This window comes from Streptomyces sp. NPDC005784 (genome assembly GCF_042871525.1).
Classification (GTDB): Bacteria; Actinomycetota; Actinomycetes; order Streptomycetales; family Streptomycetaceae; genus Streptomyces.
Window position 1 is genome coordinate 20,669 of record NZ_JBIAIQ010000041.1, and the last position, 16,912, is coordinate 37,580.

Genomic DNA, 16,912 nt, shown 5'->3' on the forward strand with positions numbered 1-16,912 from the left:
CCCGTACCGACCCCTCGCCGCCGTACACCTTGCCGTCGGTCCCAGCCGGCCACGTCCTGCAGCGCCCGGGTGTGGTCGGCCGCCGGGCATGCAGCGCGTGGTGTCGGATCGGCTGCCGGGTTCCCGGGGGTGCGGGTTGGCGCAGGTCGTCGGCCGCCGGCAGTGACCTTGCCCCGGTCGGTACCGCACACGCGGTGAGGGCGAGCACGACGGCCAGGGTGTGCCGCACGCCGCGCGGATCTCGCGGGTCGGGCACCTCGGTCGGCCGCTCCAGCGGGCCCGGCACTTCTGCGGGCGCGAGCCGTGGGCGCTCACGAATGCTCGAGAGGAGTTGTCTCCGCAGACGCAGGGACGGGTTCAGGCGGCAGCGTCCTGGGAGGTGAAGGCACGCTCCAGCAGGACGTACAGAGTGTCCCGCTCCTGCTCGTCGAGCCTGTTCAGGCCCGCTTGCGTGGTGTGCATCTTCCCGCGGATCACGTCGATGACCCGCTCTCCCTCCGCGGTCAGGACGACGTCCTTGACACGGCGGTCGGACGGTCTCGGCTCGCGGCGTACCAGGTCGCGCTTCTCCAGCCGGTCGATGATCCCGGTCATGTTGGAGGCGTCGCAGGTCAGCGTGGTGGCCAGCGCGCTCATGGAGGCGGGCCCGCGGCGCAGCACGTTGAGTGTCTTGCCCTGGCTGGCGGTGAGGTTCTCGCTCGCGGCGGCGACCGTGAAATCGCCGTAGTAGACAGCCAGGGAAACCGAAAGCAGTTCCATGAGCTGGGCCGTGTCGCTGCGGGGAGTACCGGTCACACTCGTCACCCTACGCCAGGAAACTTGACGATCTCAAATATTGATGGCTACGGTCCCCTCATTGCTTGAAGTCATCAAGCATCGACGTTCTCAAGTAGTTCCGTCGGCCCTCAAGACATGAAAGACTCTCCGTGTCCCACCAACAGCACACGGTCACCCGACGACCCGCAGGCGACACCGCGGTCGTCCTGGCGCTCGGGCTTGCCGCCATGGTCGTCTCGATGATGCAGACCCTGGTCGTCCCGATCCTGGGGATCATCGAGAACGACCTCAACACCACGACGGCCAACGTCAGCTGGGTGACCACGGCAACACTCCTGTCGGCCGCCGTCTTCACCCCGCTGCTCGGGCGATTCGGCGACCAGCACGGCAAGAAGCCGACCCTCGTGGGCGTACTGCTCGTGATGATCGCGGGCTCGGTGCTCGCCGCCACCACGACCTCGCTGACCTGGCTGATCGTCGGCAGGGTGATGCAGGGAGCGGCAACCGCGATCTTTCCACTTGCCCTCTCCGTCCTGCGCGAGGAGATCAGGCCGGAGAAGCTGCACGGCGCGATGGCCCTGGTCAGTGGCACACTCGCGTTCGGCAGCGGGCTCGCGCTGGTCGGTGCAGGGCTGCTGACCCGGGGCCTTGACCCCGACTACCACCGGGTCTTCTGGCTCGCCGTGGTGCTCGCGGTGGTGGCGTTGGCAGGTGTGCTGTTCGCGGTCCCCGCCTCCCGCACGAAGACCGGAGGGCGGACGGACTGGCTGGGCGCGGTCAATCTGGCAGTGCTGCTGGTGCTGCTTCTGGTGCCCATCTCGCAGGGGCACGCATGGGGATGGACGTCCGGTCGTACGCTCGGCGCCTTCGCCGGAGCGGTCGTGATGGCCGTCGCGTGGGTCATGATCGAGCGCCGGGTCAAGGAACCGATGGTGGACATGAAGATGTTCGCCCACCCTCCCGTTCTCTTCACCAACCTGGCCGGCCTGCTCCTGGGCTTCGCGATGTTCGCCCAGTTCATCGGCGTCTCCTACCTCGTCCAGATGCCCGAGGACATTGCCGGTTACGGCTTCGGCGCCTCCGTGCTCCGAGCTTCGGTCGTGTACCTGCTGCCGACCACCCTCGTCTCCCTCGTGGGCGCCCAGCTCGGCGGTGTTCTGGTGCGCCGGCTCGGCGCGCGTGGCACGCTGGCCGCCGGTGCCTGCTTCGGTGTGCTCGGCTTCACCTGGCTGAGTGCCGCGCACGACACGCCTGCCTCGGTGATCGGCGCGGGCATGGCCATCGGTCTGGCGATCAGTTTCGGTTACGCCTCCATGCCCGCGCTCATCGTTGCCGGCGTTCCGGCCCACCAGACCGGCATCGCCAACGGCATCAACTCCATCTCCCGCTCGGTCGGCAGCGCCATCGCGAGCGCGGTGATCACCTCTCTGCTGGCGTCCAAAACCATTCCGCTGCCGCAGGGGATGCCGGCACTGCCGCAAGAGGGTCAGTTCACGTTGAGCTTCGTGATCGCAGGAGTGGCGTTTCTACTGGTGGTGGTCGTTGCCCTGTTCGGACTCCAGGCGGCACACGCGCCTCGCACGACAGCGCCGAGGAAGGTCACGAGCTCCGGGACGACGCCGCTCGGCGAAGCGGAAGCAGAGGCCGAGCTCGTCTGATCACCGACATCAGCATCCCGTACCGTCTTCGAAAGGCAGCTCATCCATGACGACCTCGGACCACCCCGGCCTTGGCCGCTTCCACGCCCCCGTCAACCACCCCACGGCGGTCGCGGCGGAGACCGCACGGTTCGTCGCTGCGGTCAAGCACGCCGACCTGGCCACACCAGTGCCCACCTGCCCCGGCTGGACGCTGGCCGACCTGGTCAAGCACACCGGCAGCGTCCAGCGCTGGTTCTCCGCACTCCTGCGTGCGCGCATCCAGGAACCTCCGCGCACACGTGAAGTGGACCTGCGGCTCCCGGACCAAGAAGACGGTTACGCCGATTGGCTGGACGAGAGTGCGACCATCGCGGCGGACACCTTCGCAGCCACCGACCCGGACCTGCCGATGTGGGCATGGGGCGCCGACCAGCACGCGCGCTTCTGGGCACGCCGGATGCTCTTCGAGACCCTGCTGCACCGTGCCGACGCCGAACTCGCACTCGGCCTCGAACCTGCGATCGACCGAGCGGTCGCGGTCGACGGGATCGACGAGTTCCTCGTCAACCTACCCCTCGCCACCTCTTTCGCCCCCAAGGTGGCCAACCTGTGCGGCGCCGACAAGACCATCGGCTTCCACACGATCGACGGCGCCGAAGCTTGGCTCGTCCGTCTGCGGCCCGACGGCTTCGGACTCGACACGACCCGCCCCACCGCGGACACCGCCGACGCGACTGTCCGGGGAACTGCGGCCGACCTGCTCCTGCTCGTCTACGGCCGCCTGCCCCACGCCTCTGAGGCCTTCACTCACGAAGGCGACGAGCAACTGCTGGCCCACTGGTTCGCCAACTCCGCATTCTGAAAGGCCGCTCTTCGTCCTGACTGAAGAGGGTCGCGCAGATAGGCCGTAGTTGAGGAGGGCCTGAGTGCACTTCGACCGCCCTCAGGCTCTCCTCAGTGATCATCTCGCCGATCGCCGGACCGATGAGGAGCACGGCGCGTACCCCGTCGTCCGAGCAATCCTGGCCCCAGTTCCGTGGGAACCTGCGCCAGCCGTTCACCGGGAACGGACTCGACAAGGGCATCCAACAGGCCCGGAAACTCCGGCGTTTCCGGCGCCGGGGTCTGCCCGTCCCATACGGCCCGCAACGCCCCGCTGTCGATCCGGGCACCCGCCAGGACCGCGCCGGTGTACCCGCCGGAAGAGAACCCCACCGTCCCGACCATGCAGTCGCCCGTCAAAGAGCCATCCAGATCAAGGTTGCTGCCCTGCCCAGATCAGATTGCGGGGCAACGCAGCACGTCAGTGGGCTCCCAATCGCTCTTCCAGAAGGCTTCAAGGCCGCGCTCGTTGATGAACTGCCGCTCCACCTCGTGGATCGGGTACATCCCTTGAATATTGATCACGTCGTGACCCTCGTGTCCTGGAACGCCAACGTCGATGCCCAGGTAGTCCTCTCTGTCGAGGACCATCGGCGCGAACACGCAGAATGCCGTCATCTCCGACTCGGGCACGATTCGCTCGCCGAAGTTGATGGTGCTGCCGTAACTGAAGGGGAAGGTGCCACGAAGCTGCTCGGCGAGGAAGCCCACCGCGTGGGCCCAGATCACGTTGGTCGAGTTCACGCTGAGACAGAGTTCCGGCGAGCCGTGCTGCCAGTCCGGATGCTCGGCCAGCGACAAGCCGTAGGTGAGCGTCGTGAGAAGCCCGTCCGGCACGTCGTCGTACACGATCGGGTCTGATGCAGGTTCGGGTGACAGGTCAGGCTCGGGTTGGTCGCCCTTGGCCATACCGTTAAGCCCTCGTCCTGATCTCCCCCACGGCCGTGCCACAACCGTGCCAGAACGAGCCGGGGAGCCACGGGGAACCGCAGACGTTGGCGGTCATGCACCCCAAGTCCGTCGGATGGCTCCTACCGCAGGTCAGCCACTGGGTCACCCAACCTCGCTCCTAAAGTGGTGGTCGGCCAGCAGGGTAGGTGGCTGTACAGCATCGAAGTACAGCCACCATCGCGACCAGACCCGACCACCACCGGCCCTGAGCGACCGCCTGACGTGCCCGGCAGACCTCAGTGACCGTCGCGCCCATAGTTCGCATCGAGGTGGCAGCAACGGGAAATCGATGGCCCCGAGGTTGCCCCTGGGGCCGTCTCTGGGCCCTCCGGGGGTGGCCGACGTCGACAGACGTCGACAGGCAGCAACAGCGGCGCCCCTGCTCAGAGGCGGCGTGTAGGACACTTGCGCGGGTGCCCGTCGGTGTAGGTGAGTTGAGGAACTCCAGAGCATCGGAAAGAGCGAACGCGCGCACCACGCGTTCACGTAGGTCCGCGGACGCGGTTCTCGGTGCGTACGGGAAAGGGGCCGTACCGGGCCGCCTCCGCTCGCGGGCCCGTCCGGGCGCCCGTCAGTCCGCGCGCCGACGGGCGCGGAGGAGGGCGGCGGCGAGGAGTCCGGTCACCGCAAGTGCTCCAGCGCCTGCGGCGACGGCCCAGGCCGTCCGGTCCGGTCCGCCGACGGCCTCTACGGTGATGCGTGCGGTGCTGTTCGCGTGGTCTGCGTCCTCCTGCAGCACTTCCGCCGGGGCGTCGAGACGGATCGAGCCACCGGTGAGCTCGGACGTGTCGTCGATCCGCAGCCTGAAGGGGAAGGCCTCTTGGTATCCGTCCCGGAGCATCGGAACGTCGTAGCTGTTCGTGTACAGGTTGTACTCACACTGGTAGTACGGCCTCTTCGTCACCCTGTTCCCACACTGCTTCGGACTCTTCAGCACGGTCACGCCCCGGGGGAACTGCACACGGATCCGGGCGAACGGAATGCTGTTCTCGGGGTCGCGCTGGGCCTGGACGTCGGCACCGTGGAAGTCCATGGCCAGGTGCGCCGTGACCGTCTCGCCCTTCTTGCCCTTGAGCGCGGCTCCCGTCACCTCGATGTCCCACGAGCTGTCGACGCGCACGTTCAACCCTATCGATACTGGCGTTCACACGGGCGGCGGGAGGAACGTCCCCGGTCCGCTTCGCGAGGGTCAGCTTCCCGCCCCGGCCCCAGTGCCGGTCCCGCCACACGACACCCGACGCCGCCCAGTGCCTTCCCAGTCCCGCATCCGCCACGGACACCTTTTCGGCGTTCGCCCAGCGGTCCACCTTCAGGGGGATGGGCGCGAGGTCGACGGCCTCGCCCGGCTCGATCCGCATGTCGATCCAGCACACCGCCGTACGGTACGACCGGTTCACCGGGGAAGTCGGCACATCCTCGCCGTACTCGCAGTTGCTGTACTCCGTGGCGAACGAGAGCCGCTCGGACACCGTGATGGAGAACGCCCTCTTCCGCAGCACCCGTTCGCCCTTGTGCTCGAACCCGGCACGCACCTCGAACGTCGACCCCTCGCGCAAGAGGTCTCCGCCTTCCCGTTCAAAACGGTCGATCGTCAGCAACTCCTCGTGTCCCGTGTCCTCCCCCCGGAGCAGGTGACCGCTCCCCGCGGACAGCGGCCGCACGTCCGTCGAAGGCGGGCCGGACGCCACCGGTACGCCCGGGAACAGCACCCCGCCCAACACGACAGCCGTCACCGCGAACACCCGGCCGAACCCGACCCACCTGATCATGTTTCCCCCTCCGGCCCGTCCGAACGAACCAAGGCACCCCAGCGGCTCGGGCACCGCAACACGTCGGCGAACCCCGTGCGTCACCTGCAGGTGAGAGGACCCGTCAGGCGGACTCATGGTTGTACCGGGTGCCGAGGCCGCGACGAGCCGGACGACAGGCCCCGGGCGGTCCGGTTGTCACATCGACCGTGGCCCGGGCAGAGCGGGGCAGGCGCCGCGAACGTGCCGACGAGCCCGGGTGCATGGCCTTTACCTGTGAGGACAAGTCCGGCGGGCCCAGGGTTGTACCAGGCTTCAGGGCGGATTCCGAGGTGCGGCCACGGCGTGGCCCGCGGGCGCAGCGCGTCGAGCACCATCGCGGGCGTCCGTCCGTGGAAGGCTGGTCGAGGCCGATCAGAGCACGTACGGGGGTGCCGGCGGTCAAGGGCCGCGCGGCCGTAGATCACTCCTTCTTGCTCTTCGTCTTGCGTTCCCCACTCGTGGAGGGGCGCGAAGCGAGCCCCGAGCCGGGACCTCTCTGGGACCTCCGACGACGACCGACGAGGACCGTCGACAACCGCTCAGCCGCAGGTCGGTCGGGGTGTACATCCTGCTGACCAGGGGCGGAAGACCGGCCCGCCAGACCTAGGGAAGGAAGAAGCAAGTCCTCACGCAGTCTCGATGGCCGCGGCTGCTCACCCTCTCCACTTCCGGTCGGGGTTACGTGGTGACGCCACCCCTGTTCAGTTCGGGACCGAACCCCTGGGCGGGCCGTCTCCATGCACGGCAGGCGGAGCCGCGCGCCGGTGCGCGGTCGGCGGACGCGTCGAGCGGTGAGGGGAACAGCGGATATTCGACCATCGACCTGTCTGCCCGGTCCCGGGGCTGTTCCGCTCACATCCAACGTTGACATCAACGAGCACGAACGGCGGCGACAACCGGCGGCCATGTACAGCGCCAGTGCGCGAGGCGAGTCCCCACCACGCCGGGCGCGGATCGAACTCCTAATGCGACGGCAGTACAGGCTCAGCCTCGCGGCTGATCCAGTTGCTCGGATGTGGCTGGTCGCTGGTGATCACAAGCGTCGTCCCCGGGGTGTCCGCATGCTCGACCGCGAACGTGCACGGCGACCAGGCCAGCCCCTGGAAGTTACGTCGGCCTGCCCCGCAGCCGCCAGCGGTAAGCCGTGCCGTCGACAACGATTCGTCGTGATCCCCTGCGGACCAGAGCCATGACTCCCCCTTCAACAGCGACGATGCTAGCGACCCCGGCTCCGCCGCCCGTCTCAGTTTCCGTCTCATTCAGCACCGTTCACGGTCGTTCAGACGAGACCGAAGCCGGTGGCCGCTCGCACGGCCGAACGCCCATGAACGCAGGTGAACGGCCCGGCTCGAAGCCCCAGGCCCCACCACCACAGTTGGAAGGCGTGCGCCGACCGACGCTCACGCCAGAAGTGGTGCGCGGCCGGCGCTGGCAGGTCACCTCGTGGCCATCGACGAAGCCCGACCGTCGGTTAGGTCCCGGACAAGTCTCCGGGCCGCCCCCAGACAGGCCGGGGATGAAACCATCCCTTCAGAGCTGGAACCCCCGGAAGCCGACCGCGCGCTTGGGACCCTAGACGCAGGCACTGACAACGGACCTGCCGGGATCGGCCGTTGAGCGGTGAGTGTCTAACTGCGTGACAACGCCGACGTACGGCAGCGGACGAGCGCACACCTGCGGACACGCAGCTGTGCCGGAGCTCCCGGCGCCTCCACTCGTCTGCGTTGATCCCGTCGAACGGCTTGCCGACGGGATAGGAGAAGACGAGCCCGTGACTTCCCATTCATCGTCGGCGGCGAGCCGATCCCAGCCCCAGCCGGAACACGGCGGACACGCCGCATACGGCGCATACGGCGAGAAGGCAGAACCGGCCGGATTCGAACCGGCGTCCTCGCGATTTTGGAGACCGCGCGCGACGACCTCTGCGCTACAGCTCCGCCCCGTCCGCCATCCTAAGGTCGCCCGCTGCTGCCGAGGTGGTACCCGTGCCCTTTCCGTGCCCGTTCGGCCGGGAACTGACGGGGAACGACGGCACATGACGGACAGCGCACACGCGAACGACCCCAGACCGATTCACCTGGTCAGAGGCCGTTCACCTGCGGTGGGTGTGGAAGATTGTGTGCGGGGCGCGGCCTGCCCACGCAGCCCCGACGCAGGCAACCAACTGCTCGCGAAGATGCCGACGTCGCTGGGCAGTGCGATCAGTACGATCGAAGCCCCGCCGCGGCAGCACCTGGGCCACCTGGGAGTTCCCCCTTGGCCAAGGACGCGGAGGACCGGTGAGCGTCGACAGTTGGGCGGGGCGCCGTGCTGGACTACAGGTGCACCTGCCAACTGCGGTCCGACTCAGCGCAAGCCACTTCGGCGTCGTACTGACTCGCCATGTGCCGCTCCTTTGTGGGTCCGACCCAGGCACAGGTGCGTACGACGAACAAGCCAGGGGTCCCGGCCCGCCACGCCGTATAGCCCAGGTTCGGCACGCCGACCAGGAGGGTAGCGCCCGCACATGCCAACAGGGCCGCCACGAACACCGCCAGGGCTGCCACTGCCTTGCCGCGTGAAGGACCGGCGACTCCCCCGCCTCGGCTCCCCATTCGCAGCTACCTCCGCCGGTCCCGCCCGCCATTTGGAGGGCCGGTCGGGCACTGTCCTCCCGAGGACCTGCTGTTCCAGTTCGGTGATTTGGTGGTTGGGGGTGGCATCGTCCGCGGTGATCCCGCGCTGAAATTCGGTCGTCAAGGCGAAGTTGGGCCGTCGGCCGCTGCTCGCAGGACCTGGACCAGCGATGTTGCCCGGTGCCCGGTGAGGTCCTCGATGGCGCTTGACACGGCGGCCAGGGATCCGTCGGCGATCGCCAGATAGGTGGACACCCACGCGTCGAGCTGCCAGTCGGGCGCCCCGTAGGCCGCGCGGGAAGCGTACGCCTCCGCGGTCGTCTCGGAAGCGTAGGAGACCGGTCGGCCGCTGACTGCGGTGAGGGCCCGGGCCACGTCGGTGAGGGTGAGTGCTTCCGGTCCCGTCAGCTCGTAGGCGCGGCCGGTGTGCGGATGCGGGTCCCGCAGTACCGCCACCGCGGCGTCGGCGATGTCGTCCTGGGCGACGAGGGCCGCTCTGCCGTCACCGGCCGGCCCTCGGATGGCGCCGTCGGCACCTACGAGGGCGGGCATGAAGTCGGCATAGAGGTTGTCGCGCAGGAAGGTGAAGGGGATTCCGGCGGCGCGGATGTGCTGTTCCGTGTGCCAGTGGTCCCGGGCCAGGGTGAAGGTCGCATCGGGCGCTGCCCCGTAGAAGGAGATGTAGACCAGATGCGCGACACCGGCCTGAGATGCGGCGTCGACGAAGGTGCGGTGGTCCCGGAGCCGGTTGGGGGACTCCGCGGCCGAGACCATCAGGACGCGGTCGGTGGCGCGCAGGCCGCGTACGAGGGCTTCGTGATCGTCGTAGGCGCCAGGTACCGCGATCGCACCGGGCAGCCGTGGAGCGCGTGACGGGGTACGGGCCAGGAGGGTCTGCGTGATGCCGGTGGCGGCCAGCCTGCGGGCGATACGGCCGCCCAGCCGGCCGGAGGTCCCGGTGATCGCGTAGGTGGCATCGGTGGCATCAGTAGAAGCCAACGTTCTCCTCCTCGAGCGGGCGCGGGCGCCGAATCCGCCTCGATGGCCGTGGTGGCCGTGGTGGGTGGGCGTCGCCCGGTCCGTGACGGGTGGGGCGATCTGGTACCAGACGCTACAGCCCGGCTGCCGCGTGCGATGCGACCTGCGACTCGACGGTGCGCCATCGGGGGCGTGGTTGCGTACAAATACGTGCCGTCAGGTCGACGTCGTACCCGACGACTCCGAACGAGACGGTCTTGCTGGTCACGCATGTCCATGAGGTGGCAGGCGCGCTGCGCAGACCCGGGGAGGCGATCACGGCGGCCGCGAGCCGGACGCGGGCGCGATGGCAGATTGTCCGGGCGTCACGCATCCGGCGATGTCAGCCACCGTCCGGGGTGTCCTGGGGGTAGTCGGAGGTCCTCGCGCACGGCCGCGTAGTAGCCTTCGCGGCCGGTGCGTTGGCGTTCCAGGAGCGCTTGCCATGCCTGTGGATCGCGAGTGCCCGCGCGCTGGAAGCGTTCCATCTCCATCACCACGGTCACCCATGCCCGGGCTCGGTCCACCACTTCGCGGCTGCCCAGCATGATCAGGGCCTCTCCGGCAGGATCGCGGTCGTCGGTGGCCCGGGCCAGGAATGGTTCTGCCTCGGCCAGGGGCAAGGGATGCGGGTGCGGGTCGTTGCCTATGTGCGCGGCGACACGGTAGGTGAGGGTCACCGACTTCTTCAGCGACCGCGCGTACTCGGAGTACACGGCGAGGCGCCGTTCTTCCCAGCGGTCCGCCCGATCCCGTTTGTAGCGTTCGCGGTCGCTGCGGACGAGGGCCAGATACGAACCCAGGGCGCCGATCACGACGCCCACGAGCGCGGGGAGTTGCTGAAGGACGGCGGACATGTGGGCACCGTACACACCGGATCCGGCGAGCAGGGAGTGGCCGATGATCTCCTTCCACGATCTCGGTCGTCTCGCTGCAGACGGTCCGCCGGCTCATCCGGGTCGACATCCGCTTGCGGCAGGCCGGGAGCGGATCGACCCGGTCATCCGCTTGCGGCAGGCCGGGAGCGCGGGCGCCGGTGTCATTGCCGGTGCCGGGTCGGCCGGCGGACGTTCATGGCCGATTGCGGAACGAATTGCCCGACCGGGCGGAGCGGGCCCCATCGTGGCGGCCCGGCCCGCCTGTCGCGGGATCCGTCAGGTGTGTGCAGGAGAAGCTGGAGGCACTGTCCGGATCACCGTCGCGATACCCGGGCCAGTCCGGATACTCGCACAATGGGCGGGTGCGGTTGTGGAGCGCGTCGGCCACGATCGGGCGCGCGGGTGCCTGTCCCTCTTCGGCCCAGCGTTCGAGCGCGGAGAGCGAGTCCCAACTGGCCGCGAACGAAGGCGTGCCGAAGTTCGCGTGGTTCGCCCCGGGAACGACGTAGTACCGCATGAACGCGCGGGTCGACTGAGGTCCCAGCGTGTCGCGTACCCGCCCGTAGTAGTCGCTCGTCGACCTGGAGGAGACCAGCTCGTCCGCAGCGCCATGGAGCATGAGCAGCTTGCCGCCGGAGCGGGCGAACGGACGGAGATCCGCGTTGTTGCGGTCCTCGACGGTGGACAAGTAGCTGATCCGGTCGAGCCACTTACCGGGATGCCGGGGATCCACGTCGAGGGAGTTGTGGTGAGGGTCCCGGGTCAGGAAGTACTTGACCCACTGCTCCCAGTACTGCAGCCCGTAGCCACTGGTCACCGGCATCGGATCGGCCGGCGCGGTGGTGCCGAATCCGAGGAACGGGGTCCTCATGTCCGCCCCCGAGAGAAACGGGAAGCCTGGGTATCCGGTCTCACCGCTGGCGATCCGGTACGGCCACCTGAACGGGGTGGCCATGGCGAGGACGGCACTGATCTGAGGATCCGACAGACAGTCCGGACCGGTGTCGGCACCTCCGGTGCAGCGCAGCCTGTGAGGATCGAAGTGACAGCCGGACGGGTTGGAGACGACGCCGTCCTCGATTCCGTCCAGACCGTCACACGCGTTGATGACGCTGTCGTGGAGGAGCGTCTGCTTCGCCGGTCCGGGAAAGGCACCCGGGCGGGACAGGACCTGCGCCAGGTACCCGAGTTCCAGGCCCTCGCTGAGATTGTTCCAGGCGGGAAAGGCGGAGACCACGCCGTCGAACGCCTCCGGCCAGCGTTGCGCGACGACCAGCCCTTCGCGACCGCCTGTCGAGCCTCCCGAGAAGTAGACCTCGGCAGGCTTCGTCCCGTAGGCGTGCCGGATGAGGAACAGGCTCGCGTCGCGCGTCTTCTTGAGTGCGTCACCGGCGGCGAAGTTGTTCAGGGCCTCGTCGTTGACGCCGAACGACCCGTCCAGTGACGGCGGGGCTGCCGGGTTCTGCTGGTGGCCCGAGTCACTGGCGAAGGTCGCGTAGCGCCGGGCCAGAGGTACCGGCTGGTCCGTGGGGCCGAACGGCACGTTCTCCGCCAGATCGGGAATCGTGCCGTCGTAGCCGCCGCCACCGAACATCATGGCCTTGCGATTCCAGTCGTACGGCAGGTCGACGCGCATCTTGACATGGGGCGCTGACGGATCGACGGGAAAGATGTCGGCGTCGACCTGGCAGTACGTGATCGTCACGCCGCTGACGAGGCTGGTCAGGACCGAGACCGACTCGACGCGGCCGCCGGTTGTCGGCAGGCTCATGGCCGATGCCGGGATCCGCATCCGGCCCAGTTCGGCGCACTGCGGCACGGTCGTCGCGTGTCCGGCCTCGGACGAGGTGGCCGCGGCCGCGGGTCCGGCTCCCAGAACACGGAGCGCGCCCGCCAGCAGGACCATGACCGTCGGCATGGTGAGCCGGCGAATCCTTGCGGCGCTTGCCGACGTTCTGTTCATGCTGGCCTCTCTTCCCGGTTCTCGTGGGCAGGGAGCTCCGCTGCTCCCACCGCTCCTCGCCTTCGTCCTGGCCTCGGTCCTCGTGGAACTCGGAACTCCTTCACAGCGTCATCGGTAGAGATGCGTGCCCGGGACGGCGTGCGGATCGTCACGGACCTCGGCGGGGTTCGTCTCGGGCAGGAACCACGCACCGGCGGTGGTGATCAGCCCCATGACCATGATGTAGGCGGCAACCGGCATGGTGCTTCCGGTCTTTGCGATGAGTGCTGTCATGAGGAACGGCGTGCCCCCGCTGACGGCGATCGCGGAGAGCTGGTAGGCCAGTGACGCGCCCGAGTAGCGGACGCCGGGCGGGAAGAGTTCGCCGAGGAAGCTCGCGATGGGGCCGTAGGTCAGGCATTGGAACACGAAGCCCACGGTCACCGCGACGAAGATCAGTGGCAGCGAAGCGGTGCCGACGAGCCGGAAGTACGGGAAGGCCCAGATCGCGACGCCCAGGCCACCGACCAGGATCAGCGGCCGACGGCCCACCTTGTCCGACATGTGGCCGGACCAGGGAAGGATCACGAGCATCGCCACGGAGCTGGTCAGCACGACGGCGAGCAGGGGGTTTCGCTGGAGGCCGAGCGAGTGGGTGCCATAGCTGAGGAGTCCGGAGATGCTGACGTAGAAAAGGCTGTTGGTGGCCGAGAGGAGACCGCAGCCGAGAAGGATGGTTCTCCACTTGTCGCGCACAACCTGTGCCAGCGGAGCCCGGACCACAGTGTTCTCCGACCTCGACACCTTCCGCTGCAGTTCCTGGAACTCCGGTGTGTCCTCCACCTTGGCCTGGATGTAAAGAACCACCACGAACATCACGACGCTGACCAGGAAGGGGATGCGCCAGCCCCAGCTGAGGAAGGCGTCGTCCGGCATCAGGCCGCTGGCCGCCACGAAGATCAGGTTCGAGATGATCACGGCGACCGGGACGCTGGTCTGGCCGAAGGTTCCGGCGAAGCCGCGCCGTTTGGGGCCTGCGGACTCGGTGAGCAGGAGCATGATGCCGCCCCACTGGCCGCCGGCCGCGAGCCCCTGCACGAAGCGCAGTATGACCAGCAGCGTCGGGGCCAGCCCACCGACCGTCGATGCGCTGGGAAGGCAGCCGATCAGGAAGGTCGCGGCGCCCATGAGCGCCAGGCAGGTGACGACGACCGGTTTGCGTCCGTAGGTGTCACCGAGATGTCCGGCGATCACCCCGCCGATGGGACGCGCCACGAAGCCCGCCCAGAACGTGCTGAAGGCCAGGAGGGTCCCTGTCAGAGCGGAGGCGTGCGGAAAGAACACATGAGGGAACACCAGGGCGGCTGCGGTGCCGTAGAGGAAGAAGTCGTACCACTCGAGCGAACTTGCGACGAGCCCCGCGGCCATGAGCTTGCGGGAGGATCGACGCCGGGTCGCGGACGGGTCGGTGCCGAGGCGGCTGCCGGACTGTCCTTCGGGCTGAGCGAGCGGAGTTGCCATAGATGCCGCCTTCGTCCATAGCGCAGGCAGGTGATGGCGGTTACATTAAGGCGCCGTTGCTGTGGGGTTGAGGTGTGCATCACCCACACCTCGCGTCAATTCGGTGGGGCTTCTTCCCACCTGGAGCGCCGGCAGAATGCCGAGGAGGGATGGCGCTGTGGTCAGCAACCTCGGCGGAGGGGCGAGGTTACGCTCGCTCGCGCGCCGCCAGCGCGAACTGGCGTCGTTGTACACGACGGCCAAGTCGCTCACCGCGCTGGGCGAGCTCGATGACGTACTGCGGTCGATCGTCCAGCACGCCCACGATCTGATCCGCACGGACTTCACGTATCTCTCGCTGGTCGGCTCGGACGGCAGACTGTCCGTCAGGGCGTCGGAGGGGACGATATCCGCCTCCTTCCTCGCGGCGTGCATACCGGCCGATGTGGGGCTCGGCGGCAAGGTGCTGGCCTCCCGGAGCCCGCACTGGGTGCGCGACTACGCCGCCACGACCCTCATAGACCACGATCCGGACTTCGACCGCCTGGTCTCCGCCGAAGGACTCGTCGCGCTGCTCGGCGTGCCACTGGTCATCCGAGGTGAAGCCGTGGGCGCCCTGTTCGCCGCGGACCGCTCCGAATGGTCCTTCCAGGCCGACGAGATCGCGCTCCTGCGTGCATTCGCCGATCATGCCGCGGTCGCCCTCGACAATGCCCGTCTCTACGAGGCCAGCCGGACCGCTCTGCACGAGCTGCGGATCGCGTACCGGAAGATCGAGGAACACATGGCCGTCGTGGAGCGGGCGCAAGCGATCCACGAAGCCCTGACCGGGGTTGTCCTGGGGGGTGGGACACCGGGCGATGTCACGCAGCTTCTCGCCGATCAACTGGGCGGAAGCGTCACACTCGTCGACCGAGCCGGGGACGCTCTCTTTCACAGCGACTCGGCGTCCAGCCCGTGCCTTGCTCCATCGGAAGCCGACCTGGCCGATGCGATCGAGAAGGCCCGTCGCTCGGGCCGCTGCACGACCTCGGTCGACGCTGTCGGAGTCGCGCGCAGTCTGGCTTCGATCCAGGCGGGCGACAGCTACCTCGGCGCGCTGGCGTGGAGCCGGGAGGCAACCGCCGGACAGGGCGTCCCGAACGACGCGAACCTGCGAACCCTCGAGCGGGCGACGCACATCCTGGGGCTGCTCATCCTCAAGGAACGGGCTGTCGCGGAGGCCGGCGAGCGATCGAGCGGTGAGCTCCTGACCGAGCTCATGGTCGGCAGCCCAGGGATCAGCTCTGCCCAGCGCGCCCGCACCCGGGCCCGCAACATCGACGCCGACCGCCTGGATCTGGTCCTCGTGGCGGACTCCCCCGCGCTGTCGTCGACCGATCTCTCGCGCCACCTTCACGACATCGCACAGGACTGCCGCGGACTTGCCGGCGAACATCTGGGCAGAGCCACAGTGATCCTGCCGAGCACCGACGACGACCACACCGTCGGGGAGGTCCACCGCCGGCTGCGTCGCTCGCTGGGCGGCCCCGTCGCCGTCATCGGGGAACGGGTCGTCCACCATGACTGGTCACGCGCCTTCTCCCTGGCCAGCCGCTGCGGCGCTGTGATGCGAGCCATCGGGCACACCGACCTGGGTGCCACGACGGGCCGATACGCGCTCTACGCCCTACTCTTCGACACCGAACGGGTCTGTGAGCTGGACCGTTTCATCTCCGACTCCATAGGCCCGCTGCTTGCATACGACCAGCGGCGTGGAACCGATCTCGTGGACACCCTCAGCGCCTACTACGTCAACCGCTCCAACGTCGCGGCGACCGCGCGGGCGCTGTTCGTACACGTCAACACACTGCTCAAACGACTGGACCGCGCCGACACCGTCCTCGGCCTCGACCGGCGCCGCGAGAACGACCTGGAACTGCAGCTCGGACTCAGGCTGCACCAGCTCAGGGCGATCACGAACGCCTCGCCGTGAGGCACCGCGCCCACCGTGTCCGGCTGCCCCGTCCGCTGCCGCCGAAGCGCTGTCGGCCGGCAGCGGGTGCCGGGTTCCCCGGCAAGCGCCGGAATCCGTTTCGGCGCTGGAACGATCTTTCTCCGCGCCGACGGACCCTCTTTTAGTACCAGCCGTTGGCCTGCCAGAAGTTCCAAGCGCCGGCCGGGCTGCCGTAGCGGGAGTTCATGTAGTCCAGACCCCACTTGATCTGCGTCTTGGGGTTGGTCTTCCAGTCGGAGCCGGCGGACGCCATCTTGGAACCGGGCAGGGCCTGGACCAGGCCGTACGCGCCGGAAGAAGAGTTCGTGGCGCTGATGTTCCAGCCGCTCTCGTGCTCGACGATCTTGCTGAAGGCGTTGTACTGCGTGGCGTCCGGGATCATCTGGTGCGCGATCGCCTGGGGCGAGGAGGAGGCACCGTCGGCGGCCTGGGCCGGGGCTGCGGCCAGAGCCAGGCCCGCGGTGGCGGCGGCCACGGCGGCGGCGGTGAGGGCCTTCTTCGGGCTGGCGATGCGGCGAATGACGGAGACGGACACGGAGAGCCTCATTCTTCGGGGACAGGGAGCCGCTTGCCTGCCGGGAACCGTGCGGTGCCGGGTCCGGCATACGTGGGCACCGACACCCCGGGGGGTGCGGTGCCTGGCGACGTCCCCAAGACAAACAGGCCGAAACAGCGTCCGCAATGACCCCTTTTACTAGTTGTGGTCGCATCGAGCGGCCCGGCACTCTCTGTGATCCGGATCTCAAACCCCAGGTCAGAGGCGATACGCGCGCGGCAACATGTCCCTTATGTTCCTACTGTCGCTCCTAGTAGGTGACGTGGGTCATGTGGGGTGCTTCACCGTTTGGGTCACCTTCCGCGTGGCGCCGCTCACGGGGTACGGGTGTCGCAGGTGACCGCGGTCTCGAAGGCGGCCCGGCGTAG

The 16,912-nt window shown here is 68.3% G+C and carries 13 protein-coding genes, 1 tRNA gene and 1 pseudogene; 4 read left to right on the forward strand and 11 right to left on the reverse strand.

The annotated features are described in order from the left end of the window. Positions 1 to 357 precede the first annotated feature (357 nt). Positions 358 to 759, reverse strand: a complete 402-nt coding sequence (locus ACFYR3_RS38135) for a MarR family transcriptional regulator (protein ID WP_355857902.1) — start codon at positions 757 to 759, stop codon at positions 358 to 360. A gap of 167 nt (positions 760 to 926) precedes the next feature. Between ACFYR3_RS38135 and ACFYR3_RS38140 the strand changes: the two genes are divergently transcribed. After that, positions 927 to 2,435, forward strand: coding sequence for an MFS transporter (locus ACFYR3_RS38140; RefSeq protein WP_355857887.1), 1,509 nt, complete (start codon positions 927 to 929; stop codon positions 2,433 to 2,435). A gap of 46 nt (positions 2,436 to 2,481) precedes the next feature. Beyond that, positions 2,482 to 3,279, forward strand: a complete 798-nt coding sequence (locus tag ACFYR3_RS38145) for a maleylpyruvate isomerase family mycothiol-dependent enzyme (protein ID WP_389286629.1) — start codon at positions 2,482 to 2,484, stop codon at positions 3,277 to 3,279. A gap of 416 nt (positions 3,280 to 3,695) precedes the next feature. On the opposite strand, the gene ACFYR3_RS38150 is transcribed toward ACFYR3_RS38145, so the two are convergent. Both ACFYR3_RS38150 and ACFYR3_RS38155 read right to left on the reverse strand, forming a co-directional pair. Further along, on the reverse strand, positions 3,696 to 4,208 hold the full coding sequence (locus ACFYR3_RS38150; RefSeq protein ID WP_355857893.1) for a suppressor of fused domain protein: 513 nt from the start codon (positions 4,206 to 4,208) through the stop codon (positions 3,696 to 3,698). Positions 4,209 to 4,821: 613 nt separating this feature from the next. After that, positions 4,822 to 5,370, reverse strand: a complete 549-nt coding sequence (locus ACFYR3_RS38155; RefSeq protein ID WP_389286631.1) for a hypothetical protein — start codon at positions 5,368 to 5,370, stop codon at positions 4,822 to 4,824. Positions 5,371 to 5,567: 197 nt separating this feature from the next. Between ACFYR3_RS38155 and ACFYR3_RS38160 the strand changes: the two genes are divergently transcribed. Next, entirely contained in the window at positions 5,568 to 5,885 is a 318-nt protein-coding gene (locus ACFYR3_RS38160; protein WP_389286633.1) for a hypothetical protein, read from the forward strand. Between the two features lie 1,833 nt (positions 5,886 to 7,718). Here the strand turns inward: ACFYR3_RS38160 and ACFYR3_RS38165 are convergent. From ACFYR3_RS38165 to ACFYR3_RS38195, 7 genes and pseudogenes are all read right to left on the reverse strand, one after another. Next, positions 7,719 to 7,852 (reverse strand): annotated as a pseudogene (locus ACFYR3_RS38165) (site-specific integrase); the annotation flags it as partial. 50 nt (positions 7,853 to 7,902) lie between these two features. Next, positions 7,903 to 7,977, reverse strand: a tRNA-Trp gene (locus ACFYR3_RS38170). A gap of 798 nt (positions 7,978 to 8,775) precedes the next feature. Next, positions 8,776 to 9,654, reverse strand: a complete 879-nt coding sequence (locus tag ACFYR3_RS38175; protein ID WP_356784840.1) for an SDR family oxidoreductase — start codon at positions 9,652 to 9,654, stop codon at positions 8,776 to 8,778. Positions 9,655 to 9,766: 112 nt separating this feature from the next. Continuing rightward, positions 9,767 to 9,901 (reverse strand): hypothetical protein, encoded by a 135-nt coding sequence (locus tag ACFYR3_RS38180; protein WP_389286635.1) that lies wholly within the window; start codon positions 9,899 to 9,901, stop codon positions 9,767 to 9,769. Positions 9,902 to 9,998: 97 nt separating this feature from the next. Next, the gene (locus ACFYR3_RS38185; RefSeq protein WP_389286637.1) at positions 9,999 to 10,529 is read right to left on the reverse strand and encodes a hypothetical protein; all 531 of its coding nucleotides are present in this window, start codon (positions 10,527 to 10,529) and stop codon (positions 9,999 to 10,001) included. 214 nt (positions 10,530 to 10,743) lie between these two features. Beyond that, positions 10,744 to 12,468, reverse strand: coding sequence for a tannase/feruloyl esterase family alpha/beta hydrolase (locus ACFYR3_RS38190; protein WP_355856200.1), 1,725 nt, complete (start codon positions 12,466 to 12,468; stop codon positions 10,744 to 10,746). A 153-nt stretch (positions 12,469 to 12,621) separates the two neighbouring features. Beyond that, on the reverse strand, positions 12,622 to 14,013 hold the full coding sequence (locus ACFYR3_RS38195; RefSeq protein WP_389286639.1) for an MFS transporter: 1,392 nt from the start codon (positions 14,011 to 14,013) through the stop codon (positions 12,622 to 12,624). Between the two features lie 157 nt (positions 14,014 to 14,170). Here ACFYR3_RS38195 and ACFYR3_RS38200 point away from each other — a divergent pair, with 157 nt between their 5' ends. Beyond that, complete coding sequence (locus ACFYR3_RS38200) at positions 14,171 to 15,967, forward strand: helix-turn-helix domain-containing protein (RefSeq protein WP_389286641.1); 1,797 nt, start codon at positions 14,171 to 14,173, stop codon at positions 15,965 to 15,967. A gap of 142 nt (positions 15,968 to 16,109) precedes the next feature. On the opposite strand, the gene ACFYR3_RS38205 is transcribed toward ACFYR3_RS38200, so the two are convergent. Beyond that, entirely contained in the window at positions 16,110 to 16,523 is a 414-nt protein-coding gene (locus ACFYR3_RS38205; RefSeq protein WP_355856191.1) for a transglycosylase SLT domain-containing protein, read from the reverse strand. Positions 16,524 to 16,912 lie beyond the last annotated feature (389 nt).